Raw genomic sequence first — 24,533 nt, 5'->3', positions numbered from 1 at the left:
ATGAAAAGAAAAATAATTCGTTTATTTAAACATATAGCAAGAGACCCGTTAACTTTTCCTTTAAGATTTGTAATTAGTTTAATTTGCTACTCTAGATCTTGGTACTATTCCCGCAACATAGATGAAGGTGGAGGTAAAATAATTATTACAGAACCATTTATTAACTTTAAAATCAAAAAGGATAAAACGGCTTATTTATATATTAAAGAGAATTTAAGAATCATTCCACACATTGGAGGTAATTCTAACTCTGTCATTTCAATGGGAGCAAACTCTAAATTACTAATTAAAGGTTCCTTTACAATTGGACACGGAGTGCGGTTTATGTTAGCTTCTAACTCAACTTTGGATATTGGAGGAAAAGATAAGGAATCTGATTCAGGTATTACGTCAGACACTCTAATCATGGTAAACAAACATATAAAAATAGGTAAAGACTTTTTATGTGCATGGAATGTCTTTATAAGTGATTCAGATTGGCATTCCATTAAAGGTCAAGACCATCAAGCAAATGTAATCATTGGAGATCATACCTGGGTAGCAAATAATTCAAGTATATTGAAAGGGACCATTTTAGGAGATAACTCTATCGTAGCAAGCTTTACCAAAGTAATTAATAAACAATATCCTGGTAATTCTATGATTGCAGGTACTCCTGCAAAAGTGGTAAAGACAGGGGTTGATTGGAATAGAGACACATCACACATTTTTTTAGACAATTAATGAAGTTAAATCAGTCATCATACAGACAAATAATGAAAGCAACCTCCATCTTTGGAGGGGTTCAAGTTTTCAATATTATTATAACTATTATTAAATCTAAAGCCATTGCTGTGTTATTAGGGCCTGCGGGTATGGGTATTAGTGGCTTACTTCAATCAGCTATTGGGTTAATAACGACTACCACGAACTTCAGACTTGGTAACAGTGCTGTGAAAGATATTGCGGCTGCCCAATCTACAGGAAATCAAGACCGAATAGCTAAAGTAATTGGCGTACTAAGGCGACTCGTTTGGGTGACAGGATTATTAGGTGCCTTAGTCACGGTAGTCTTATCTCCTTGGCTTAGTGAACTTACTTTTGGTAATAAGGAGTACACAACAGCCTTTATATGGCTTTCTGTTACTTTGCTATTAAACCAATTATCGAGTGGTCAAATGGTGTTGTTACAAGGTATGAGGCAACTTAATTATTTGGCGAAAGCGAATATAGCTGGTTCAGTCATGGGGCTTATTGTATCAGTACCAATTTATTATTTCTATGGTGTTGATGGTATTGTCCCTACCATGATTTTATCCTCTGTTTTTTCTATGGTTATCTCATGGTACTACAGTAGTAAAATCGTATTGTCTAAAATTTTTATTACTAAAAAAGATATTGTTTTAGAAGGAAAAGGAATGCTTCAATTAGGGTTCATGCTAAGCTTGACCAGCTTAATGACTGCAGGGGAATCGTTTATAGTACGAAGTTATATAAGCAATATTGGAAGCCTCGAAGATGTTGGTTTATACAGTGCCGGTTTTGCCATAATAGGAACCTATGTGGGCTTAATATTTGCTGCCATGGGCACTGATTATTTCCCAAGACTTTCGGGTGTTGCGAAGGATAATAAAGAAGTGACAAAATTGGTTAATCAACAATCCGAAATTGGCATATTAATATTGGCACCTATCTTAACCGTATTTTTAATTTTTATTAACTGGGTGGTTATTATTTTATATTCTACCAAGTTTATTGCTGTTAATGAAATGATTCATTGGGCAGCACTCGGTATGTACTTTAAGGTTGTAAGTTGGTGTATGGGGTTTATTTTTTTAGCAAAAGGAGCTTCAAAAACTTTTTTTTGGAGTGAATTGGCAGGAAATAGTTATTTATTAATATTAAATATATTAGGCTATAAGTTTTTTGGTCTAGAAGGTCTAGGCATATCATTTTTAGTTGGCTATTTTCTAGTATTAATTCAGGTTTATTTTATTGCAAAATATAAATATCAATTCTATTTCGAAGTTGAATTCTATAAAATTTTCGGAATTCAAATGGTACTCGCTCTAATTTGTTTTTGGGTTTCTAGATTTATTGAAAGCCCGTGGATGTATGTAATTGGAAGTTTTTTAATTATGATTTCATGCTTCTATTCCTATGTAGAATTAGATAAACGACTAGATATCAAGAGCGTAATTAGGAATTTAAAAAACAAAAACAAATAAAGACATTTATGATTCAGAAACCCCCAAATGACATTCATAATAGCAACAATCCTTTAGTTTCTATAATTATAGTTACCTATAATTCTGGTAAGTTTATACTAGAAACCTTAGAAAGTGCTAAAACGCAATCTTATAAGAATGTGGAACTTATTATTAGTGATGATTGTTCTTCTGACAATACCATAAAAATTTGTGAAGAATGGATAAAGGCTAATAGAGCCTATTTTATTAACTGTATTATAGTAACAACTCCCGTTAATACTGGAATACCAGCCAACTGTAATAGAGGTCTTAATGCAGCGCAAGGCGTATGGATAAAAATATTAGCTGGAGATGATATGTTTTATCAAGATTGTATTCAATCCAATATAGATTATACATCCCAAAACAACAATATTAAATTTTTATTTTCAAAAGTTGATTTTTTAATAAATGAACCAGCCATCAAATATGGCCAAGACATTCCGTTAATAGATCTGGAGTTTTATAATGCGACACCTAAATATCAACATGAATTATTAGTAGAGGGCAGTAAAAAAGCCTATGTACCAGCTGCTACAGGTTTTCTAAACAAACAAACATTAATAGATTTAAGTGGCTTTGATGAAGAGATACAATTATGTGAAGACTACCCCATGTGGATGAAAGCAACAAAAAACAATATTAAGCTGTATTTTATGGATAAAAAAACGGTTTGGTATCGTGTGCACGAAGAAAGCATCATGGGCTCCAGAAGCCTTCGCTATGAACAGTCTATGAAAAAAGTTTTTTTTAAATATCGCTTTAAGTTTTTATTACGTAAGCGACCATTTTTTGCCATAGATTTATTTTTTAGAAACATTTCAAGAACCAGCCTGTTTTGGAGTAGAACAACAAACCTATTACTTCCATCTACCTATATTTCATGGTTAAAAATTAAATTAAAATGATTAAACTTAGTATCATAGTACCTGTTTATAATGTTGATCAATTTGTAGAGCGTTGCGTACTTTCTATTACCAATCAAGACATTCCAGAAAATGAATATGAAATTATTCTTATAAATGATGGATCCACAGATAATTCGCTAGAAGTAATCACCAGACTCTCTAAAAATTATTCAAATATTATTATTCACGACCAAAAAAATACCGGATTGGGTGGTGCCAGAAATAAGGGTCTAGAATTGGCCAAAGGCACTTATGTTTGGTTTATAGATTCAGATGATTTTATTACACCAAATTCTCTTAAAGAATTGTTATCCTCTACTTTTGATAATAACTTAGATTGTTTAAGTTTTAGTTTTAATTGTACAGATGAGGCTGGACAGGTTATAGATTGGATTCATTTTAAACCCGATTTTAATGGTAAGTCTGTAATAACAGGATCTGAATTTTATTCTAATAACTACCATGATAGCTATTTATGTTTCTATTTTTTTAAACGTTCTATTTTTTTAGACCACAAAATTTATTTTGAACAAAAAATAAACATGCAAGATTCTGAAATCATGCCGAGGATAATGAACCATGTTAACAGAATCATGCACTTGGATAAAATTATATACTCCTATGTAAAAAGAGAAACATCTTTCATTAATAATAATAATAGTACTGTTAGAGAAAAGTATTATTATTCTATAATAGCTGTTAATGATTTATTAACCAATTTTAAATCTAGCTTACAAAATAACGATGCCTTAAAGCTAGGATTAGAAAAAAAATTAGTATCAATTAATAAAATATTATTTTTACAATTTTTATATAATGATTTTGATACAGATACATTAAATCAAATTATAAAAAAACTCAAACAAAGTAAACTATATCCATTTAAATCAATCGCAGAGCAAAGTAAGTCTAAAAAAATTATTTACAACACATTAAGACCATTCATAAACAAATACCCAATAACAAGTAGAAATATCTATTTGAAGTTAAGAAAATGAGACTTTTATACATTACAAATCAAATTTTTGCTGCTGCTGGCCTTGAAAGAGTTTTATCAATCAAGGCCAGCGCACTTGCTGATGACTTTGATTATGATGTTCATATTATAACACTAAACCAAGGTAATGAACCATTATTTTATTCGTTTAGCAATAAAATAACCTATCACGATCTGAGTATAAAAGGAAATACATTAAATTATATATTTAATTATATTTCTAAAATCCGGGACACAATTAATAAAATAAACCCCGATTGTATTTCAGTTTGCGATGATGGTTTAAAAGGTTTTTATCTGCCATTTTTAATAAGCAAAAATTGTCCTATTATTTACGAACGACATGCCTCTAAATATATTTCTTTAAATTCCAATAGTTTAAGGGATAAAATAAAGCATTATTTACAAAACAAATTGATGCATATAGGAGCTAAAAAATTTGATGCCTTTGTTGTATTAACAGATAATAATGTCAAGGAATGGGAATTACGTAACATACGGGTCATACCTAACCCTTTATCTTTTTATCCACACGATTTTTCAACTGTAAGTGAAAATAAGGTTATATCGGTAGGCTCCCATTACTATCAAAAAGGCTTTGATGTTTTACTGCAAATTTGGGCAACGTTAAGTGCTCAGTTTCCAAATTGGGAACTTAACATTTACGGGAAGGCTGATGATAAAAACACGTATAGCAAGCTTGCCAAAAAATTAAAAATAGACCATCAGGTAAATTTTTTCAAGCCCGTTAAAAACATTGGCGATAAGTACAAAGAATCTTCTATTTACGCCATGACATCAAGGTCAGAAGGTTTTGGTATGGTTCTTATAGAAGCAATGGCATACGGCGTGCCCTGTATCGCTTTTGATTGCCCTAGTGGTCCTAAAGATATTATAACTAATAATGAAGATGGCTTTTTAATTTCAAATGGAGATTTAAGTGACTATACTGAAAAGTTAAAATATTTAATGCAGAATAAAGAAGAGAGGTCCAAAATGGGACAAGCAGCACGCTTAAAATCTAAAACCTATTTGCCTGAATCCATCATACTACAATGGCATACCCTATTTACTAATTTAAGACTTAAATCTATTAAATGAAAAATATTCTCTTAATATTACCTTATGGAGGCGTTGGTGGTATGGAACGATTAGCTTTGAATTTTTATAAAACGTATAAAGCACAAGGTTACACTGTGAAAGCTTTAAAATTTTTTAAATTAGAATCTGATATAATCAATTTTAATGAGGATGAAATCTATTTTTCGAATAAAGACTTATCAAGTTTTAATAAAATAGAACGCTTTAAATTTTACTTAAGTACACCTTTAAAAATCAGACAAATTATTAAACAATATAATATAACCCACAGTATATCTTTTGGAGATTTAACAAACATTTTTAGTGCGCTTACATATACAAAAGAATACAAAATTGGAAGTGTACATGCTCTTAAAAGTATAGAACTAAGTACCAATACTCTATTTAGTAAATTAACAAAAATCGGGTACAAAAGCACCTATAAAAATTTCGATAAATTAGTTAGCATTAGCTATGCGATAAAAAAGGACTTAATTGAAAACTGTGGCTATAAATATAAATCAAATTTAGAAGTTATTTACAATCCCCATGATTTAGAAACGATTATTAAATTGAGTAAAGAGCCAATAACAGAAATAAATGAAAAAAATCTTTTTGAAAAAGATACCATACTGTTTTTAGGAAGAATGTCCATTCAGAAATCCCCTTGGCATTTAATAAAAGCCTTTAATATGTTGAAAAACAAGAAGGATGTTAACCTAGTTTTTATTGGTGATGGTGACAACCAGGTCTATAATTATATAGTGAAATTAATAGCTTATTTTAAAATAGAAAACAATGTTTTTTTGTTAGGCAGGAAATCTAATCCGTACAAATATTTAGCAAAATCAAAAGTGTTAGCATTATCATCTCATTATGAAGGAACTCCAAATGTTATTATAGAGGCCATCACTTTAAATATTCCCGTTGTATGTTCAAATTGCACTGATGGCATTGCTGAATTGATGAGTATGAACCCTAATATCAAAAAATCAAACGAAAACATAATAGTAGAAGGAGGTATTATTACCCCTAATCTTTATGAAGGAGAAATGACTGTACCAAGTTCAATATTAGATATTACGGCTAAAGAAATACAGTTTTCCGAAGCTTTAATGGAGGTATTGCAAAATAAAAACTGGGAAAGCAAATTGGCAAAAAACTCAACTCTGCTCACTGACAAATTTAATATTAATAGAGTAACCAACGATTATTTAAAATAACAACAAATTACAATTGCTATAATAAAGAAATTAACACCATTACTGAAATGAAATTAATAGAAATTTTACAAAAATCAATTGAGAAAAATCAATTAAGCAATGCTTTTTGTATTAATAATACGTATTATACATATAAAAATTTTGCTCAAATTATATCAAACGTCCGCTATAGTTTACAAGAATCGACTAAAGAAACTAATTTACATATTGGTTTAATAACAAATGACGATATTGAAACTTATGCCTCGATTATGGCATTATGGCTCGAAGGTAAAGCATATGTTCCCATTAATCCAGAAACCCCTATTAGCAGAAATAATTCTATTATAGAGCAAGCTGGTATTTCAACCATTTTAGATTCTTCAAAAACCACAGGGGCTTTCGATCATTTAACCTTAAGAACTTCGGGTTTAAAAAATGAAAATATAAATTTATCAGCTAAAACATTTCCTAAGGAGAATTTAGCTTATATTTTATTTACATCGGGGACCACTGGAATACCAAAAGGCGTTCCCATTTCTTTCTTCAACCTTTCTGAATTTATTCAAGCTTTTTGGGATTTAAATTTTAATTTAAATGATGAAGACAGATGCCTCCAAATGTTTGAACTTACATTTGACATGTCTGTTTTTTCGTTTTTACCTCCTTTATTAAAAGGCGCTTGCGTTTATACAATTCCAAAAGACAAAATTAAATATAGTTATATTTTTGAACTTATGGATGATTATGAATTAACATTTGTTTCGATGGTTCCATCCATACTCCATTATTTACGACCCTATTTTAGTGAAATTAACTGCCCAAATTTAAGGGTAAGTGTATTTGCAGGAGAAGCATTACCGTTAGATATTGTTGAAGAATGGAGCAAATGTGTTCCAAATGCAGCCATTGCCAATGCCTATGGCCCCACCGAATGTACCATCGTTTGTACGAATTACACTTACACGTCTCTTGGCGATTTAAAGTCTTACAAAGGTATATTATCTATTGGTAAAGACATGTTAAATACAAAAACCATAATTATAGACGAAACCATGGAAGAAGTGAGTACCGGTGAAAGTGGTGAGTTGTGTTTAAGCAGTACCCAACTGTCACTTGGTTACTGGAAAAATGAAGAAAAAGATAAAGAAGTTTTCTTTTTTAAAAACATGAACGATAAAAAAACCCGCTTTTATAAAACAGGGGATTTATGTAGAAAGGATTCAGAAGGCAATATTTTTTACTTAGGAAGAATTGATTTTCAAGCGAAAATACAAGGCTTTAGAGTAGAATTAGCTGAAATAGAACATCATGTTCGTGTTTATTTAAAAAAAACAAATACCGTAGCTTTGGCTTTTACTAATAGTATTAATAATACTGAAATAGGTCTAGTTCTCGAATCAAATAAATTTGACACCAACCCTTTGCTAGCATATTTAAAAACGATGCTACCTAGTTATATGATACCCACTAAAATTGAATTTACCGAAATTTTCCCTATGAATATTAATGGGAAAACAGATAGAAAAAAATTATTAGAATTATTTTAAATTATAAATATTATGGAAAGAACTACAATTATTGAAAAAATAAAAATTACGTTAACCCATGTTTTAGGACATGAAAACTTTGAACTTACGGACGATTTAACAGCTAAAGATGTGGATGGCTGGGATTCATTATCACATATGATGATTATTACAAAAATTGAAGAAGAATTTAAAATAACATTTAAATTACGTGACTTGAACAAGTTAAATAATATGGGGTCATTAATTAGTTTAGTTCAGTCAAAATTATAAAATAAAACTTGGTTTATGATTTTCAATTCCTACGAATTTATTGTTTTTTTCACTCTCGTATTTATTCTTTATTGGTTTGTACTCGACAAAACTAGTAAAACACAAAACAGTTTGCTTCTAATTGCTAGTCTTGTTTTTTTTGGCTGGACCGATTGGAGGTTTTTAATTGTATTGATATTCAATATTTTGTTCAATTATTTTTTAGCGAAAAAAATATATAAAGAAAATAAAGAAAAGATAAAAATTAGAATTCTTTGGATTGGAATTATTATAAATGTTGGTGTTTTAGGTTACTATAAATATTTCAACTTTTTTTACGAGAACTTTGTAGATGTATTTCATGTTTTTGGTTCAGATTTAACGTTTAGTCCACTTCAAATAATCATCCCATTAGGAATTAGTTTTTTTACATTTCAAACTCTAGGTTATATTTTAGATGTGTTTTATGAAGAAGTAGAACCATATAGCGATATATTACTTTTTTCTACTTACGTCACTTTTTTTCCAAAAATCCTGTCTGGTCCTATTGAAAGAGCACAAAAGTTCATTCCTCAAATTGTGAATAAGCGAACGTTTAATTACAATATGGCCGTGGATGGCCTTCGCCAAATTCTATGGGGTGTTTTTGCTAAAATGGTTATAGCTGAGAATTGTGCTGAAATAGTGAACCCCATTTTCAATAATTATCAAAACGAAAGTGGCAATACTTTATTAATAGGAGCGTCCTTCTATGCTATCCAATTATATGCAGATTTTTCAGGGTACTCTAATATGGCCATCGGAGTATCTAAATTATTTGGTATTGATTTAATGAGGAACTTTGCAACTCCTTTTTTCTCTACGAATATATCTGATTTTTGGCGTAAATGGCACATGTCATTAACAACTTGGATGATGGATTACATTTTCACTCCCTTGTCGTTTACATTAAGACGCTTTAAAAAATTAGGACTCATATTCTCCATAATTTTAACTTTCTTAATCGTGGGGTTATGGCATGGTGCCAATTGGACCTTTGTTGTTTTTGGTGCATTACACGGTATTTATTTCATCCCTTTGGTACTTACTGGAAGCATGAATAAATCATCTATTGTTGCTAAAGACCGTTTTTTACCTTCACTAGTAGAAATAATAAAAATGGCTTCTTTATTTTATTTAATCACCTTAACGTCTATCTTTTTTAGATCTAAACAGGTATCAGACGCCATTGAATATATTCAAATCATTTTTTCAAAATCTCTATTTAGCTATCCTGTTGCGTTTATAAATGCCAACGTGTTCTCTGTCATTTTTTTAATATTTATTTATTTCACAATAGAATGGTTTCACAGAACTAAGAGCCATGATTTTGAGATAAGCAACAAACCTGTTTATGTACGATGGACTTTATACATTGGTTTGTTTGTTTTTTTAATTCTATTTGGTAAATCATCTGATACGTTTATTTATTTTCAATTTTAATATTATGGTTAAATTCTTAAAAAAACTCTCGATATACGGTACTATTTGTTTCATAATAATCACATTGGTATTAATTATTTTTGGAGGAAATATCGATTATTTTTATGAAAAATTTACAACTCCCAAAACAAACTCTATGATTATTGGAGATTCAAGAGCCTTGCAAGGTATTCAACCCAATGTCCTAAATAAAAGACTCAAATCTTTGGATATTGATTTACCAATCTTGAATTATAGCTTTACTATTGCTCAAGCACATATAGGTCCATTATATCGAAAAAGTATTTTGAAAAAGATTGAAGGAAAATCGAAAAACGGCCTATTTATAGTATCACTAACCCCTATGATGATTGCTTCTCATCATTCAAAAAACAACGAAAAAGGTGAATTCATTGAGGCTAATACTCCTCCACATAATATGCTGAATGTCACAATGAATCCTAATTATGAATATTTGTTAAGAAACATTAACTACTTTCACTTTAAAGCATTATTTAGAAAAAGTTCTACAATGCACAAAAACGGGTGGTTAGAAGCTCATAATTTACCTACAAATACGAATACCCTCAAAGAATGGAAGAATTTGCAACTGGAGATGATGGAAGGCTTCGAAAGAGATTATGAAATTTCAGAGTATCGCAAAAAATCATTGGATAGCTTAATAAAAGATTTGAAAAAAAACGGAAAAGTAGTTTTAATTAGAATGCCTATTGAAAAGGAAATCTTAGATTTAGAAAACATCTTCTACCCAGAATTTGATGATTTTATTTCTGAAACTGCTCATACTAATAATATAAAATATTATAACTTTACTAAAAGTGATGCTATAAAAATGAATTTTACAACTTATGATGGTCACCATTTAAACAAAGAAGGAGGTATACAATTCACCAATGCTCTAAGTGATTCTATTTCTAGCATTATAAATAAAAACAACTAAATAGCTACTATTAGATTATAATTAATTCTATGATAGATTTCATTCCATTAGAATATTATTACGATGTATATATAAATTTTATTTTATTTCTAGTTTTATGTATTTTAGTACATACCTTTACTCTAACTGGCTATGAAAATAGAATTCATAATTTAAATAAATTTCTATCCTTATTTCTGTTAGTTTTTCTCGTTATTTACCTGGGATTTAGACCTATAAGCGGTCGGTTTTTTACAGACATGTCTACTTACGCCCTAAGTTTTGAATTATATCAGGCAGGCAATCCTTTATATATGGACGGGGATCTTGGTTTTGAATTGTTCACCTACGCATTAGCCAAGGTGGGCTCAATACATCTGTTTTTTGTTTTGAGTATTATTTTATACATACTTCCCCTTTATATAGCGAGTAAAATTTGGTTCCCCAATTATTACTTATTTGCTTTTATCATGCTTCTAGCTTCATTTTCTTTTTATACCTATGGTGTTAATGGAATGCGAAATGGTATTGCCTCTTCCCTATTTATTTTGGGAATCGCTTTAAATAAAAGAACAGCTTTAATGATTATTATCCTATTTCTTTCGGTTAGCATCCACCAAAGTATGAAATTACCTATATTGGCATTTATAATGTCATACTTTATAATTGACACAAAAAAATATCTTCTTTTTTGGCTATTTTCAATAGCAATTTCCATTGCCATAGGGCCAACTTTGGTCAGCTTATTTAGTCAATTAGGCTTAGGAGGAGAAAAGCTTAGTGGTTATTTGTCAACCAAACCTAGTGCTAACGACTTTAAAAGTGTCGGGTTTAGGTATGATTTTGTATTATATAGTGCTGTACCTGTATTTGCAGGTTATTACTTTATTATAAAAAGAAATTTTTCGGATGTTTTATACAAACGCATTTTACATACGTATCTAATTTGCAATGGTATGTGGATTATGATTAATACAGCTAATTATTCTAATAGATTTGCCTATTTATCATGGTTTCTTATGGCTATTGTTATTTGTTACCCATATTTAAAGGAAATTTTTTGGAAAAACCAATTTTATAGAATAGGAATATTTACGACACTATATTTTGGTTTCACCTATTTTATGTCTTATATATATTATGCATAACATGTTACCCTCTATGAAATTATCGATTATTGTGCCCGTTTATAATGTGGCAGACTATTTAAATACCTGTATTAAAAGTTTAACTATACAAGATATAGATAAGGACCAATTTGAAATAATAGCGGTAAATGATGGTTCAACCGATACGAGTTTGCTTGTTTTAGAAGAATTAAAGAACGAATTTGTTAACTTGAAAATAATAAGTCAAGAGAACCAAGGTCTTAGCGGCGCTAGAAACACAGGTTTAAATAATGCTTTAGGCCAATTTATATTATTTGTTGATGCAGATGATTATATACTTCCTAATGTACTGAAAAACCTTATTGACACAGCGGTGTTTAATAAAACAGACATCCTTGAATTTGGTGCCAAAGGCATTACACCACATAATAAAATTGTGTATTCGGCATCTGCTTCCTCCAACAATAAAGTACTTACAGGTGCTGAATATTTAGCAGAAATAAATTATATGAGTTCTGCATGTAATAAATTGTACCGCTTAAGTTTTATGAATATACATCAACTACGCTTTATGCCCAATGTGTATATTGAAGATATTGAATTTAACTCTAGAGCTGTTGTACTTTGCGATCGCATTATGGCTATCGATACTATTATAGCGCACTTTTTGCAACGTGAAGGTTCTATAACAAGAACTAGAAATTTTGCTAAAAAGGAAAAAATGATTTTTGATATTTTTACAGTCATTAATTCTATAAATGATTTAGCAGAACAACACGTTACCACAAAATCAATAGCCTATATTCCATTAAAAAAACGAGTAAGCTCTTTAGTTGCAACCATGCTTATACGCGTGCTAAAAGACACCAAATCTACAAGTACGAAAAAAGAAATTATAACACTTTTAAAATCAAAAAACTTATACCCTACCAAATTTAAACCCGATACTAAGGATAAAAGATGGTTTTTATATTTTGCAAATAATTATCTGGTATTTTCATTATCTTGTTTTATGTTTTCAAAATTTAATAAACTTCGGCATGGAAGTTAAATTAATTAGTAAAGTATAGCACGCTTTACAAAAAAGTACACAATTAAGTAACAATTAGCAATCTCCCTAAATACAAAAGATTATATACTTTAAAAAACAATTATTTAAACTGTAATCTTAATAGCAAAAAAAGTGAAAAGCTTTTTTGCAGTACATCAGATAAAATATTTTATTTGATGTATAGCTAATCTGCCTAATAAAATAATTTAAAAATTTAGCTATTATGAAAATTCTAATACTACTTAGTAGAATCGACCAAACCGGGGTTACTACTAATACTTTAGACCTAGTAAGCGGTTTAATTAAGGAAAGCAACGACGTTTACTTGGTAACAGGTGGTCCTATTGAATGTAATAACCCCCGCCTCGATGCTATTTATGACAATTTTAAAAAAATAGGCACCAAGGTTAATCAATTTAGTATCCCTAAAGGAAATTCTGTACAGAGACTTAATACATCTTTCCTATCGATTTTAAAAATTATGTACTATATATTAAAAATTAAACCAGATGTAATACATGCACAATCCCCCTACATGTCTTTTATACCTTGGTTAATGCATAAAAAGTTTGTATCGACACTACATGTTAACGATTTTGTTAAATCATTCAAATATAAAAACGCGACCCATTTAATAGCCATTAGTAGAGAAACCAGAGATTACGCCATGGATTTATTTAAATACAAAAATGAGGATATCACTATAGTGAATCATGGAGTTTCTGAAGCCTTTGCTATAAATATGTCTCTTGAAGAAAAAAACGCCTTTAAATTAGCTAATAACATTCCTCTTGATAAAGTTATTATAGGCTTTGTTGGCAGTATTGAAAAACGTAAAGGCCATGATTTATTATTACAAGCTGTTGAAAGTTTAGATGCTTCAATAAAAGATAAAATTCATATTATTTTTTTAGGCTCTTCTAAACATAATAATACACGTCCTTGGTTAGACAATTTAATACAGATTACCAATACGAAAGATAGTGTAACCTGTTTTGATTACCAAGACCCAAAAAAATTTTACGACATATTTGATATATTTGTGTTACCATCGCGCTTAGAAGGGTTTGGGTTGGTTGTAATTGAAGCAATGATGAATGGTTGCTGCGTTTTACGTAGTAATACTGAAGGAGCATATGACCAAATTAATCATGGCGAAGATGGTTTTATTTTTGATAATAATAATTACCAACAATTGGCAGAACTTTTAAAAACAAGTATCGAAAACATACCATTACGCCTAACCATTGCTGAAAAAGGAAAAGAAAAAGCATTAAACAAGTTTACAATTAAAGCGATGACACAAGGCACACTCCATGTTTACAATAAAATTATTTAAATTTATATATTAAATAGCTTAAAAAAAAAGAGACTCCATATGGAGTCTCTTTTTTTATACTATATTTTATGCTTAATTTAAGGTGTTATTTACCTCTACAAAATTATTGGATTCGCGCACTAAAAATCTAGCCTTAGTAAGTGTACTATTTTTTACGGTAACATTTGGACTTTGATTAATATAAACATATGATGGTCCTGATACCCTAGCAATAAATTGATTATTATCAAACAATACGGTATAATTTAATGACTCAGTTGTGTTATTACTAACCTGCCAATTCATTGGTGATTTATCTACAACAATTTTATTGTTTCTAAATATCATATTACCATTAGCCCCATAGCCTGATATCCCAACAGCATTAGCTCCTTCAATATCATTGTTTTCAAAAATAAAATTATTAGCGTTTTTAGGTGCGATACCAGCTCCAAAATCACGAATAGTATTATTTGCAACCAGACCGGTGTCTCCTGTTGCTTCTATCCCGATATTAAAACCCGAAATAGAATTACCTATAACTTCATAAGTATTTGTGTCACCGGTAGATATTCCTGCTACACTCTTATTCGCTTCTGAAGCTACAAGCGTATTGTTAATGAATTTTGTTCTCCAACCATGATGTGCGCCTATTTCATTGTCAGAAAAATTCCCCTCAATAACTACATCTTCCCCCGTATAATCAATAATACTAGAGTTTGAATTCCCTGTAAATGTACAGCCTTTAATAAGAATATACTGTGCTCTGGCATAATAACGTAAATTACCATTTTCGTCTTGATCCATGTATGGTTCTATATCAATACCCGTTCTTGGTAAAACTCCAGCCGATGTAAATTGGATCGTATTACCGTTGGCATCTTTAGATTGAGTACCAATTCCAGCGTCAGTAATAATACAATTCTCTAAAGTTATATTCTCACCATCTGTGATACTGACATTGTTACGTCTCGACCTAGTTGTTGTACAATTTTTAATTAAAATATTTTTATTAAATTTAGCTCCGGCTTCGTACCTTAAATTCCTTCCATTGGCAATTGACAAACCATCACCTGTAGCATCAGCCATATATACACCGTCTGCAACTATGTTTTCGGCACTAGCAAACTGCAAAAGCATCGGCCATTCATGAGAAAAATAAGTACCAACATTTTCAGTAACATATTCATGCTCCCAACGGTCTCCTATCAAATTCCCTCCTGTTATGGTTACATTTTTATTTTCAAAAACAGTTAATAAAACAGAAAAAGGAAACGCATTAGGTTGTACTCTTAAAAAAGTATTATCAGTCATTATCAGATTAAAATCAGAAGGTAAATGAAGTGCATTATTAGCTACCCCAGCAACATCACTACTAATGCCTACTGCAAAATACGCATCCATATTGTCTATTGTGAAAGTTTGAACGCCCATTTCTTTTGTTTTATCAATGGTATTTTGCAATAAAGTTTTATTTCTTAAAGCTACAGCATCAGTTACTTTACCTTCTACAATTCCCCATCTTTTTGGGTCAAAATTAAAAGTAGGATCTTTTAATAAAGGTGTAGTACCACCTAATATTAAGGTAGAATTCAACAAATCGCCATCAATGGTATTCCCATTTGAAAAATTAATAGTTCCGTTAATAATTGAACCACCTTCATAAACAACAGTCACGTTAGTTGGTAATGTTATAGATTCTCCATTTAAATCTAACACACAGTTTATAATAATTGTAGAATTTGCAGCTACATTATTTAATGTAAAATCACAGGGAGTACTTGCATTAGCTTCAGTTGTGCTATCTGTGTCTTCCGGGGTCTCGTTGTCTAATACAATTTCACTTGTTGGTTCTTTAAATAATTCTTCACTATTGCATGATACCAAAGATATCATTACAAAGAATACTAAATACATAGGTCTAATCATCATTTTCATAGGTTTTAATTTGGGGGTGAATAATAATCTCAGTGTAATATTACAAAAAAAAACACAATAACCGCTAAAGTGTTTGATTTTTTCGATGAAATGCATTTTTAATTTCAAAATAAATCCGTTTAACTGCATTTTTTATCGATTAATTGGTTTTTATTGTTTCTATTAAGCCTATATACGTCCCCATTCATGTTCTGGATGTTTTAACCACAGTATTTTTTTAAAAGTGCAAAAATATCCTAAAAAATAACATAACCACCCTATTGTTAATAAAATTTTAAAAATAAATAACACTAAGTATTTATTTATCAACAGATTAATTAGTAAAACACAAGTACTTGTTAATTTTATAAAAAAAAAAAAAAACAAACACATAACCATTCACACCTTTAATAGCAAGTTTATAATTTTAATGGAAGTCATTAATACCGTTAAATAAATATAAACACAAATTAGTTTTATATATTTGCCCATCTACGCAGTCTATTTGTAGGTGATTAGAAACTTTATATGGAAGAGAAGAAAAAAATTATTAGAGTTGTTACTTCTGGCATGTCTTTCAAATTAATCCCAGGCCAATTAAAATTTTTAAGTAACTATTACGAGGTTATAGGTGTTTCGTCCCAATCGCCAGTACTAGAAGAAATTAGCACAAGCGAGGGTATTGAAATTATCCCAATAGAATTGGAGAGACACATCTCTCTATATAAAGACCTTAAATCTTTGTACAAACTATACAGGCTCTTTAAAAATGAGAAACCACATATTGTACATTCCATCACGCCTAAAGCAGGTTTATTAAGTATGATGGCATCTTATTTAGCGAGAGTTCCAAATAGACTACACACCTTCACGGGGTTGATTTTTCCTACTCAAACAGGTTTATTTAAAAAATTATTAATAACAACTGATCGAATTTTATGTTCTTGCGCTACTAGAATTTTCCCTGAAGGCAATGGTGTTAAAAACGATCTCGAAAAATTTAAAATCACCTCTAAACCCCTAAAGGTTTTAGCTAATGGTAATGTAAATGGTATAGACATCGATTATTTCTCAATGCAGCATTTTAGTGAAGATAACCAGAAAGAAACCCGTGCCAATTTAAAAATTGACAAAAAAGAGTTTGTATTTGTTTTTGCTGGCAGACTTGTTAAAGACAAAGGTATTAATGAACTTATTTCTGTATTTAATAAGCTTTGTCAAACAGAACAAGATGTAACCTTATTATTAGTTGGCATATATGAAGAGAAACTGGACCCGTTGTTACCTGAAACTATAAACAGTATAAAAAACAACCCTAAAATAATAGAAACAGGCTGGGTTACAGATGTAAGGCCTTATTTTGCTATTTCAGACGCTTTAGCTTTTCCTAGCTACCGCGAGGGGTTCCCAAATGTTGTTATGCAAGCAGGAGCCATGCAACTCCCTTGTATTGTGACAGATATAAACGGCTGTAACGAAATTATAGAACATAATGAAACAGGAATTATAATACCAGTAAAAGACGAATTAGCACTATATAATGCTATGAGTTATGTGTTAAATAATCAATCGGAATCAAATAAGATGGGTGCCGTCTCTAGACAATTTATTACGACTAAGTTTGAAAGAAGTATCGTTTGGAAGGCGTTATTGTCTGAATATAAAAGTTTAAATTAGGAAAATAAATCACCCTGAATTTCCATTTTAATAAACCCATCTTCTAATTGAAGCTGTTTAAAACCGCTATTTTGATACGCTTTTACAGCAGCTTTATGAACTTCTTTCACGTATAAATATATTAACGAAAGTTTAAGCACATCAAACCCATACTCTAAAATTAATTTAGTAGCCGTAGTTCCTATTCCTTTATTCCAAAAGGCTGCCTCGCCAATAAATATATGAAATTGAGCCTCCGAGCCTTCAATATCCGTTAATTGAACATTTCCTATATATTGATTGCTATCAGAAAGACAAATAGCAAATCGTTTTTCATTAGTTCTTTCAAAAACTTTTTTAATCCATGATAATTCCATCTCAATGGTCACCAAATTATCAGGTTTAGCCCCGGTAAATTTCCAAATTTCCGGATTATTCCTCCACTTAACAGAAACATATGCGTCCTGTTCTTCTAGCGGTCTTATATAAATAGCTTCCATTCTATATTTTTAGTTTGTCTCATTAAACTTATATTAATTTTTAATGAAATGTATTGTTAGTAAAACTATTTTATTTTATTTAATTTGCCAAAAAATATTTAGCTTTTAATGTAGTCTTAAATTATTTAACCATGACAAACGTATCTACTAATCTTAACAATAAAGGTATAGGGTCCTTTTTTGCCTTTGTAGAGAATCACGATAAAAATTTAACAAAACACAAAACCGTTTTCAGTCCTGAAAACAAAATGCTGTTTTACACAGGAAGACAAGCTATTAAATATTTAATTGAATTAATTAGAACAGAACAAAATGCATTCACCATTTGGTTACCAGAATATTATTGCATGCATGTTACAGAGTGGTTAAAATCTAATTATTCGAATATTGAGACCTACAAAACCAATCCTTCGAATCCTAAACATATAATTAATGCTTTTGAATTTGCCTCGAAAAAAGATGTGATAATTATAAACAACTTTTGGGGTGTTAGCGAATGTTTAATTGACACTGGGGGCATTGATGTAATTACCATAGAAGACCATTCTCATGGGTGGCTAAGTAATTCCTGTATAAACAGTAAGGCCGATTTTTGCATGACATCTTTGAGAAAATCCCTGCCAATTCCTTTAGGTGGTATGGCTTGGAGCCCAAAAAATCATGAACTTAATAAAAGTATAAAATTAATGACTTCTGAATCCTACGAACCTATTTGGGATAAGACATTAACCGCCATGGTTTATAAAAATGAATATGAAAAAACAGGAAATCTATCATTAAAAAAAGAGAGTCTATTGCTTATAAAGGATGCCGAACTAAATTTACATAAAAACTATAATTTAACTAGCATACAAAGCAAGCACGAAGAAATTATAAATAAATTCTTGCCAATAAATTATCTAGAATTTAAATCGGAGAATATAAAGGAACTACATAAGAGTTTACAAACTAATCAGGAATTTGAAATCATTGATACCAATACATCAACCACGTTTGGGCTTATCTTACATTTTAAGGAAAGCACAAATTTAGATAAAATAAGGACTTATTTAATTGATAATAACATTTACCCATCCCTATTATGGCCTGGAAATATTAACACCTATGGTTATTATTTAAACATTCATTTAGATTATAGGTATACAAAAAAGGATATGTTATACATAGCAAACGTTTTGAATAAGACTGATGACACCTTAAAATAGCTACCTTTATTTGTATTTATAACTGATTAACAAATAGGCTATAAGAATTCTAATTTTTTATTAATATAAATGATATTTTTGCATGAAATTTAAGCTTCTATGTATAAACATTTTTTTAAAAGAATATTAGACATTGCCTTCGCGTTTATTGCATTAATTATTTTATCTCCCATTTTTTTAATTCTAAGTTTAGCCCTGTTTTTTCTAAACAAAGACACGCCTTTTTATTTTCAACAACGCCCAGGAAAGAATGAGAAAATTTTTAAAATAATTAAGTTTAAGTCTATGACTGATAAAAAAGGTCCTGATGGAAAGCTTTTGCCTGACGAAGAACGAGTTACTCGCTTCGGAGACTTCATCAGGAAATACTCTCTAGATGAAATCCCACAATTATTAAATATATTATCAGGAGACATGAGTTTAATTGGACCTAGACCGTTAAGAGTACAATACTTACCATATTATACGGAGACAGAAAAAATAAGACACACTATAAGACCTGGAGTTACTGGCTGGGCACAAGTATCTGGTAGAAATTCTTTGGGATGGGATGAAAAATTAGCACTAGATGTTGAATATGTTGAAAAAATGAACTGGCTTTTAGACTTTAAAATATTTTTTAAAACTATTAAAAAAGTATTTAATGCTAGTGATGTAAACATTAACGAAACTATTATTGACTTAAATGATCACAGAAATAATGTACAAAACAATTAAAAGAATACTTGACTTTTTAGCAGCCCTAATTGCTCTTTTTATATTTTCTCCTATATTTATTATACTTCTAATTTGCTTATTAGTTGTAAATAATGGCAAACCATTCTTTTTTCAAGAACGACCTGGCAAAAATGATAAACTTTTTAGAATTGTGAAATTTAAAACGATGCGAGATTTAAAACCTGATGACGCACAGAACGTTCATAGTTTAAACAGAGTAACAAAGATAGGGCATTTTATTAGAAAATATTCTTTAGACGAAATACCGCAGTTAATAAACGTTATCAAAGGCGATATGAGTATTGTTGGTCCTAGACCACTACTCTCCTCTTATTTACCTCTATATAATAATTTTCAAAAAAAACGTCATAATGTAAGACCTGGTATTACTGGTTGGGCACAAATAAAAGGAAGAAATACTATTTCTTGGGAGCGGAAATTTGAATATGATGTGTGGTACGTTGAAAATATTTCATTACTAATAGATTTAAAAATAATTATCTTAACGATAAAAAGAATTGTGAAGCCAGAAGGCATTAACACCGCTGATGGCCTTAATATGCCTGAATTCACAGGCACTTCCAATCCATAAAAAAAATATTTTTCGCGGCCAATAATGAGGTTTCACTGTATTAATTAGAGAATGCGTTTTTTCTGTAGACTGGAAAAAAACCAATTTGTTGTTTATTTTGTTTTTCATCTGGGTTAACACATTCCGAAATAACAGAGCTATTCAATAAATTATCTAGTTTCTTATATATTTTAGTATTAATAATCTTTCTACCAGTATAAAATATCAAATCCTTATCATTAGGGAAAAACGACTTTTTATACTGGTATAAACTATCACCATCAGTACGTCCTCCTCCTAATACATACTGTGTATACCCATGCTGCCGCGCCCAATTTAACACTTCTATTTTTAAAAAATCGTTGGGGCGCAACTTGAAATATTCAGATAAGGTACCGCCTAAGAACGAAAATAAGCTTGTTCCTGAAATCAATACCAATTCTGTGGATATCGCGACATCGCCTTTAAAAACGAGTGCAATCATAAAATCATCACCACTCAATTCAATAATACTTTCAAAATATTCCAGCGAATAGCGGTACTCTTTATCCGCTCCAATTCGAGACATGGTCGTGATATAAATATCATAAAACTGCTTGATATCTGCTTTCGTTAAACCTTTATGTAAAAACTTTACTTTCAGCCCTTCCTTAGCACTTTTACGGTAATTATTTCTAACTTTTTGTTTAAAATTTTGCCATTGCGCTACTTCATCAACCACACAGCCATTCACATTCGTAAGTGTGGGCACCAACTTGCCAGAATAAAAATGATAATTATTGTTTAAGCTAAACCTAATAAATTCGGATACCACATGGTTATCCTTGTACCAAGCATCTACAAGTTCCCAAAACAAAATGAGATAGCCTCTAGACATCGCTTCATTAAACAAGGGACCACTATAACCATACGGAGAGCTCACATCAAAATAGTTTTGATGCTTTTCAAAATGCGGAATCCTTCTTAAAATAATAGGCATTAAAATTAGGAGTGTTCCCTTTTCATCACGTAGTGAAAAATAACTTAATTCATCCTGAGTGTTTTCATGAATATTTGAAAACCAAATTTTATAAAAAGGGTTGGTAACATTGAAGGACTCAACAGACTTCAAATAGATTTCGAAACTTATTTGATTTGATATTTTATTTATTTCTAACTTCATTTCCTTTTAGAGCACCTGATTCATTAAGTGTGAGATTTCAATGAAATCTTGTATTAAATAATCTGCTGTTTCTTCACTTTCCATAGTGAAAGCTTGTTTATGTATGTTTGTCCCGCTATCTAATAGACATATGGTTTTCCATCCCAAAAGACGCGGCGAACTAAAATCTTTGCGGGTATTATCGCCAATATAGATATAAGTTTTTTCGGCACCATAGGTATTAACAAAATACTGGTAATTCTTAACATTTGGCTTTTCTGAACCAAACTCTTCCGAAATAATCACCCCATCGAAATAATCGCTAAGCCCCAATGCTAAAAGCTTGTTTCGCTGCTGTATACTACGGCCGTCGGTGATCAAGCCAACCTTAAAGACCTCCTTTTTCAAATGTTTCAGCACGTTTTCATATTCAGGAGTCAAACAAATGGAAGGCACATGATGTCTATACATCCCTAACAAGTCTTGAACTGTTATATTTTGAAATTCCTGCTTTTTAATAAGGCTTTCAAACACGTTCAAACCAGCGTGGTAATCGGCTAACATGGCTTCATACAGCTTATCAGCTAATACGCCAAACCGCGAGCCAAGGTAATTAGCGATTTCCCTATAAGCCGATTTTAAAAAATCTATTTCCTTGTACAGCGTATCATCTAAATCAAAGACAACGACTAATTCCTTATTCTTTATAATCATGAACTAATACCTCATCATCATAACGCAACATAAGCAAATCAGCTTCCCAATCATTATAACTATTAATTTCTTCATCAAACAAATATTCTTGAATGATCCATTTTGGATAATTGGCCCCAGCAGCATACGATAAGGGAAAACCGCCTCCAAATCGCGCATTTATTTCTATACCATAAATACAATCATCTGTAATATGTTTAAAAAACTGAGCGGTGAGACACCCGATGGCCCCGTCTATATGCTTCAAATGTTCACCGATATAATCTACTAACATATTCTTTTTAGTGATGCCCTTATTCACTTCCCCATCGCGCACTTCAATACGCTGTCTAGGAACGACCGATTTTAAATTATTAAATTTATCATAATATAAATCACAAGTAAACTCTTCATAAAAAGAATGATCCAAATATTCTAAAAACATTAAGTTTTTGTTCTTAAAATGGTACTCGGTTAAATCTTCATGTTTATTAATGATAAAGGTATCTACACTACGACTACCATTAAAAGGCTTTATAAAAAGAGGCAATTCATAATCGTATTTTGAATACTCTTTAGCAACATTAATATCGTTTACAAGGAAGAACGTACTCATTTGTCGTTTATCTCTACATATACCTATAAATTCTTGAGATGAAACAATTGCTGTGATTCCGTTTTTTAAGAAAAGGTCTTTGTTTTTTGCTAATAATAATAATTCAGTGTCTATCGTAGGAATTATGAGTTTAATATTATTATCAAGACATACATCTAATAATAATTTAAAGTAATTTTTATCACAAACCAAAGGTAACTGAAAAGCCTTGTCGGACACATGGCAAGCAGAAGACAACCTAATATTAAAATCGGTGGTCATAACCTTTCCTTCAGGTACTAGGGCTTTTAATTCAGCTTGAAAAGCTCTCACTAATGATACCCTTCTACCTGCAGATGTTATTAATATATTCATTTCTTTGTAAGAATTTAATATTTAAAATGTTATCAAAATTATAATAAAAGAATTAAAATGAAAAATGGATTCCAAACTATAACTTTAATATTAATTACTTTTCTTCTTAATTTAAAATACAATGCGATATTGAAGCTTTACATCTAATTATTTTATGTAATCCGTAATCAAATTCGCAATAATATCTCTCCCATGATTGTTCCAGTGCTTGTCATAAATTAATGTCGGAGTCCGTTTTGATGTTTCAAAAGGCTTAGAGAAATCAATATACTTAAAATTTTCCCTTTTTAAATATGCTAAAAATAATTCTGGAGTTTTTTTAGATTCAATAAGAAAAACAAATCTGGTTTTATCAAAACCATAAATAGAAATTAAATTCATGAAATTTTCAAAGTATTTTAATTCTATATTCTTCTGAGTATCCTCTTTGTTGATTTTTGGCTCGTCTAAACTATTCTCAATAGACATTGTTTTCTTTCCTAATTCTCTAATGTGGTCAAAAAAACCATTGCTTTGTAAATAAACAATTAACTTAATTTCCTTCATTAATTTATACAATGGTGTTTCAAAAACCATACGATCTTGAACCACGTTATATTCTCCCCGCGTCAAATCATTCTCAAATTTTAAACCTAGAACAACATGATCTATGAAGTCAAATTGTTTTTTGTATTTATTTATTAGATGCAACTGGTCCGCTAAATCATAACCAGCATAGCCGTATTCATAGACTTCGACTCCTTTCAGTTTATCTTCTATTTTTTTACCAATAGAATTGTAATAATTTTGATGAAAACCTTCTATAAAGGAATCTCCCACTAATGCGATTTCCACTTTGTCTTTTGACGGATTAAACTCCCTATATGAATTAAACCCAAGCTTATTAATGTGGTATTTTGAAAAGTTCTGTCTTCTGTTACCTGTTACTGAATATCCTTCTTGATTTGGCACCCATTTTTCAACATCATACTCATCAACATAGCGCTCTGGATAATCTTTGGTGAGATGAAAAACCCGTACCAAAATTTCCAAACTTAGAACGACTAAGATGCTATATACTATTAATTTAAGAACTAGTTTCTTCATCT

General features: G+C 30.5%; 23 protein-coding genes. 17 read left to right on the top strand and 6 right to left on the bottom strand.

The genetic code is table 11. The features are described from left to right. From Q5N74_RS04155 to Q5N74_RS04095, 13 genes are all read left to right on the top strand, one after another. Nucleotides 1–723 carry a hypothetical protein gene (locus tag Q5N74_RS04155; protein WP_304387455.1) on the top strand — a complete coding sequence of 241 codons (723 nt, stop codon included), beginning with the start codon at nucleotides 1–3 and terminating at the stop codon, nucleotides 721–723. Then, nucleotides 723–2,207: an O-antigen translocase gene (locus tag Q5N74_RS04150; RefSeq protein ID WP_304387454.1), complete on the top strand. Its 1,485-nt coding sequence runs from the start codon at nucleotides 723–725 to the stop codon at nucleotides 2,205–2,207. The genes Q5N74_RS04155 and Q5N74_RS04150 overlap by 1 nt, the downstream gene beginning before the upstream one ends. A gap of 8 nt (nucleotides 2,208–2,215) precedes the next feature. Then, nucleotides 2,216–3,136, top strand: coding sequence for a glycosyltransferase (locus tag Q5N74_RS04145; RefSeq protein ID WP_304387453.1), 921 nt, complete (start codon nucleotides 2,216–2,218; stop codon nucleotides 3,134–3,136). Beyond that, nucleotides 3,133–4,134: a glycosyltransferase gene (locus Q5N74_RS04140; RefSeq protein WP_304387452.1), complete on the top strand. Its 1,002-nt coding sequence runs from the start codon at nucleotides 3,133–3,135 to the stop codon at nucleotides 4,132–4,134. The genes Q5N74_RS04145 and Q5N74_RS04140 overlap by 4 nt, the downstream gene beginning before the upstream one ends. After that, nucleotides 4,131–5,234: a glycosyltransferase family 4 protein gene (locus Q5N74_RS04135; RefSeq protein ID WP_304387451.1), complete on the top strand. Its 1,104-nt coding sequence runs from the start codon at nucleotides 4,131–4,133 to the stop codon at nucleotides 5,232–5,234. Before Q5N74_RS04140 ends, Q5N74_RS04135 begins: the two co-directional genes overlap by 4 nt. Next, entirely contained in the window at nucleotides 5,231–6,436 is a 1,206-nt protein-coding gene (locus Q5N74_RS04130; RefSeq protein WP_304387450.1) for a glycosyltransferase, read from the top strand. The genes Q5N74_RS04135 and Q5N74_RS04130 overlap by 4 nt, the downstream gene beginning before the upstream one ends. Nucleotides 6,437–6,483: 47 nt before the next feature. Continuing rightward, a complete protein-coding gene (locus Q5N74_RS04125; RefSeq protein WP_304387449.1) occupies nucleotides 6,484–7,965 on the top strand; it encodes an amino acid adenylation domain-containing protein in 1,482 nt (493 codons plus the stop codon). Nucleotides 7,966–7,977: 12 nt separating this feature from the next. Beyond that, nucleotides 7,978–8,217, top strand: a complete 240-nt coding sequence (locus tag Q5N74_RS04120) for an acyl carrier protein (protein WP_304387448.1) — start codon at nucleotides 7,978–7,980, stop codon at nucleotides 8,215–8,217. 15 nt (nucleotides 8,218–8,232) lie between these two features. Next, complete coding sequence (locus Q5N74_RS04115) at nucleotides 8,233–9,678, top strand: MBOAT family protein (protein WP_304387447.1); 1,446 nt, start codon at nucleotides 8,233–8,235, stop codon at nucleotides 9,676–9,678. 4 nt (nucleotides 9,679–9,682) lie between these two features. Continuing rightward, nucleotides 9,683–10,618 (top strand): hypothetical protein, encoded by a 936-nt coding sequence (locus Q5N74_RS04110; protein WP_304387446.1) that lies wholly within the window; start codon nucleotides 9,683–9,685, stop codon nucleotides 10,616–10,618. 29 nt (nucleotides 10,619–10,647) lie between these two features. Next, complete coding sequence (locus tag Q5N74_RS04105) at nucleotides 10,648–11,745, top strand: EpsG family protein (protein WP_304387445.1); 1,098 nt, start codon at nucleotides 10,648–10,650, stop codon at nucleotides 11,743–11,745. 13 nt (nucleotides 11,746–11,758) lie between these two features. Next, the gene (locus tag Q5N74_RS04100) at nucleotides 11,759–12,757 is read left to right on the top strand and encodes a glycosyltransferase (protein ID WP_304387444.1); all 999 of its coding nucleotides are present in this window, start codon (nucleotides 11,759–11,761) and stop codon (nucleotides 12,755–12,757) included. Between the two features lie 223 nt (nucleotides 12,758–12,980). Next, a complete protein-coding gene (locus tag Q5N74_RS04095) occupies nucleotides 12,981–14,096 on the top strand; it encodes a glycosyltransferase family 4 protein (RefSeq protein ID WP_304387443.1) in 1,116 nt (371 codons plus the stop codon). A 72-nt stretch (nucleotides 14,097–14,168) separates the two neighbouring features. On the opposite strand, the gene Q5N74_RS04090 is transcribed toward Q5N74_RS04095, so the two are convergent. Continuing rightward, nucleotides 14,169–16,007 carry a right-handed parallel beta-helix repeat-containing protein gene (locus Q5N74_RS04090; RefSeq protein WP_304387442.1) on the bottom strand — a complete coding sequence of 613 codons (1,839 nt, stop codon included), beginning with the start codon at nucleotides 16,005–16,007 and terminating at the stop codon, nucleotides 14,169–14,171. A 513-nt stretch (nucleotides 16,008–16,520) separates the two neighbouring features. Here Q5N74_RS04090 and Q5N74_RS04085 point away from each other — a divergent pair. Continuing rightward, complete coding sequence (locus Q5N74_RS04085) at nucleotides 16,521–17,669, top strand: glycosyltransferase family 4 protein (RefSeq protein WP_304387441.1); 1,149 nt, start codon at nucleotides 16,521–16,523, stop codon at nucleotides 17,667–17,669. Here Q5N74_RS04085 and Q5N74_RS04080 read toward each other — a convergent pair. Next, entirely contained in the window at nucleotides 17,666–18,148 is a 483-nt protein-coding gene (locus Q5N74_RS04080; protein ID WP_304387440.1) for a GNAT family N-acetyltransferase, read from the bottom strand. The genes Q5N74_RS04085 and Q5N74_RS04080 overlap by 4 nt on opposite strands. Nucleotides 18,149–18,279: 131 nt before the next feature. On the opposite strand from Q5N74_RS04080, the gene Q5N74_RS04075 reads away from it, so the two are divergent. From Q5N74_RS04075 to Q5N74_RS04065, 3 genes are all read left to right on the top strand, one after another. After that, nucleotides 18,280–19,353, top strand: a complete 1,074-nt coding sequence (locus Q5N74_RS04075; protein ID WP_304387439.1) for a hypothetical protein — start codon at nucleotides 18,280–18,282, stop codon at nucleotides 19,351–19,353. 99 nt (nucleotides 19,354–19,452) lie between these two features. Beyond that, nucleotides 19,453–20,070: a sugar transferase gene (locus Q5N74_RS04070; protein WP_304387438.1), complete on the top strand. Its 618-nt coding sequence runs from the start codon at nucleotides 19,453–19,455 to the stop codon at nucleotides 20,068–20,070. Continuing rightward, on the top strand, nucleotides 20,054–20,662 hold the full coding sequence (locus tag Q5N74_RS04065; RefSeq protein ID WP_304387437.1) for a sugar transferase: 609 nt from the start codon (nucleotides 20,054–20,056) through the stop codon (nucleotides 20,660–20,662). The genes Q5N74_RS04070 and Q5N74_RS04065 overlap by 17 nt, the downstream gene beginning before the upstream one ends. Nucleotides 20,663–20,702: 40 nt before the next feature. Here the strand turns inward: Q5N74_RS04065 and Q5N74_RS04060 are convergent, their stop codons facing one another. From Q5N74_RS04060 to Q5N74_RS04045, 4 genes are all read right to left on the bottom strand, one after another. After that, a complete protein-coding gene (locus tag Q5N74_RS04060) occupies nucleotides 20,703–21,803 on the bottom strand; it encodes a GNAT family N-acetyltransferase (protein ID WP_304387436.1) in 1,101 nt (366 codons plus the stop codon). A gap of 6 nt (nucleotides 21,804–21,809) precedes the next feature. Next, nucleotides 21,810–22,496 carry an HAD family hydrolase gene (locus tag Q5N74_RS04055; RefSeq protein ID WP_304387435.1) on the bottom strand — a complete coding sequence of 229 codons (687 nt, stop codon included), beginning with the start codon at nucleotides 22,494–22,496 and terminating at the stop codon, nucleotides 21,810–21,812. Further along, complete coding sequence (locus Q5N74_RS04050; protein WP_304387434.1) at nucleotides 22,480–23,445, bottom strand: ATP-grasp domain-containing protein; 966 nt, start codon at nucleotides 23,443–23,445, stop codon at nucleotides 22,480–22,482. The genes Q5N74_RS04055 and Q5N74_RS04050 overlap by 17 nt, the downstream gene beginning before the upstream one ends. Nucleotides 23,446–23,592: 147 nt before the next feature. Then, complete coding sequence (locus Q5N74_RS04045; RefSeq protein WP_304387433.1) at nucleotides 23,593–24,531, bottom strand: hypothetical protein; 939 nt, start codon at nucleotides 24,529–24,531, stop codon at nucleotides 23,593–23,595. Nucleotides 24,532–24,533 lie beyond the last annotated feature (2 nt).

The sequence above is a fragment of the Mariniflexile sp. AS56 genome (assembly GCF_030552475.1).
Lineage (GTDB): Bacteria > Bacteroidota > Bacteroidia > Flavobacteriales > Flavobacteriaceae > Mariniflexile.
The sequence above is the reverse complement of the archived record's forward strand: the minus strand, read 5'-3'. Positions and strand labels throughout refer to the sequence as shown.

What these genes read in the sequence shown, in the direction of transcription:
- Q5N74_RS04155 (WP_304387455.1), top strand. Translation starts at nt 1, where the DNA reads ATGAAAAGAAAAATAATTCGTTTATTTAAACATATAGCAAGAGACCCG.
- Q5N74_RS04150 (WP_304387454.1), top strand. Translation starts at nt 723, where the DNA reads ATGAAGTTAAATCAGTCATCATACAGACAAATAATGAAAGCAACCTCC.
- Q5N74_RS04145 (WP_304387453.1), top strand. Translation starts at nt 2,216, where the DNA reads ATGATTCAGAAACCCCCAAATGACATTCATAATAGCAACAATCCTTTA.
- Q5N74_RS04140 (WP_304387452.1), top strand. Translation starts at nt 3,133, where the DNA reads ATGATTAAACTTAGTATCATAGTACCTGTTTATAATGTTGATCAATTT.
- Q5N74_RS04135 (WP_304387451.1), top strand. Translation starts at nt 4,131, where the DNA reads ATGAGACTTTTATACATTACAAATCAAATTTTTGCTGCTGCTGGCCTT.
- Q5N74_RS04130 (WP_304387450.1), top strand. Translation starts at nt 5,231, where the DNA reads ATGAAAAATATTCTCTTAATATTACCTTATGGAGGCGTTGGTGGTATG.
- Q5N74_RS04125 (WP_304387449.1), top strand. Translation starts at nt 6,484, where the DNA reads ATGAAATTAATAGAAATTTTACAAAAATCAATTGAGAAAAATCAATTA.
- Q5N74_RS04120 (WP_304387448.1), top strand. Translation starts at nt 7,978, where the DNA reads ATGGAAAGAACTACAATTATTGAAAAAATAAAAATTACGTTAACCCAT.
- Q5N74_RS04115 (WP_304387447.1), top strand. Translation starts at nt 8,233, where the DNA reads ATGATTTTCAATTCCTACGAATTTATTGTTTTTTTCACTCTCGTATTT.
- Q5N74_RS04110 (WP_304387446.1), top strand. Translation starts at nt 9,683, where the DNA reads ATGGTTAAATTCTTAAAAAAACTCTCGATATACGGTACTATTTGTTTC.
- Q5N74_RS04105 (WP_304387445.1), top strand. Translation starts at nt 10,648, where the DNA reads ATGATAGATTTCATTCCATTAGAATATTATTACGATGTATATATAAAT.
- Q5N74_RS04100 (WP_304387444.1), top strand. Translation starts at nt 11,759, where the DNA reads ATGAAATTATCGATTATTGTGCCCGTTTATAATGTGGCAGACTATTTA.
- Q5N74_RS04095 (WP_304387443.1), top strand. Translation starts at nt 12,981, where the DNA reads ATGAAAATTCTAATACTACTTAGTAGAATCGACCAAACCGGGGTTACT.
- Q5N74_RS04090 (WP_304387442.1), bottom strand. Translation starts at nt 16,007, where the DNA reads ATGATGATTAGACCTATGTATTTAGTATTCTTTGTAATGATATCTTTG.
- Q5N74_RS04085 (WP_304387441.1), top strand. Translation starts at nt 16,521, where the DNA reads ATGGAAGAGAAGAAAAAAATTATTAGAGTTGTTACTTCTGGCATGTCT.
- Q5N74_RS04080 (WP_304387440.1), bottom strand. Translation starts at nt 18,148, where the DNA reads ATGGAAGCTATTTATATAAGACCGCTAGAAGAACAGGACGCATATGTT.
- Q5N74_RS04075 (WP_304387439.1), top strand. Translation starts at nt 18,280, where the DNA reads ATGACAAACGTATCTACTAATCTTAACAATAAAGGTATAGGGTCCTTT.
- Q5N74_RS04070 (WP_304387438.1), top strand. Translation starts at nt 19,453, where the DNA reads ATGTATAAACATTTTTTTAAAAGAATATTAGACATTGCCTTCGCGTTT.
- Q5N74_RS04065 (WP_304387437.1), top strand. Translation starts at nt 20,054, where the DNA reads ATGTACAAAACAATTAAAAGAATACTTGACTTTTTAGCAGCCCTAATT.
- Q5N74_RS04060 (WP_304387436.1), bottom strand. Translation starts at nt 21,803, where the DNA reads ATGAAGTTAGAAATAAATAAAATATCAAATCAAATAAGTTTCGAAATC.
- Q5N74_RS04055 (WP_304387435.1), bottom strand. Translation starts at nt 22,496, where the DNA reads ATGATTATAAAGAATAAGGAATTAGTCGTTGTCTTTGATTTAGATGAT.
- Q5N74_RS04050 (WP_304387434.1), bottom strand. Translation starts at nt 23,445, where the DNA reads ATGAATATATTAATAACATCTGCAGGTAGAAGGGTATCATTAGTGAGA.
- Q5N74_RS04045 (WP_304387433.1), bottom strand. Translation starts at nt 24,531, where the DNA reads ATGAAGAAACTAGTTCTTAAATTAATAGTATATAGCATCTTAGTCGTT.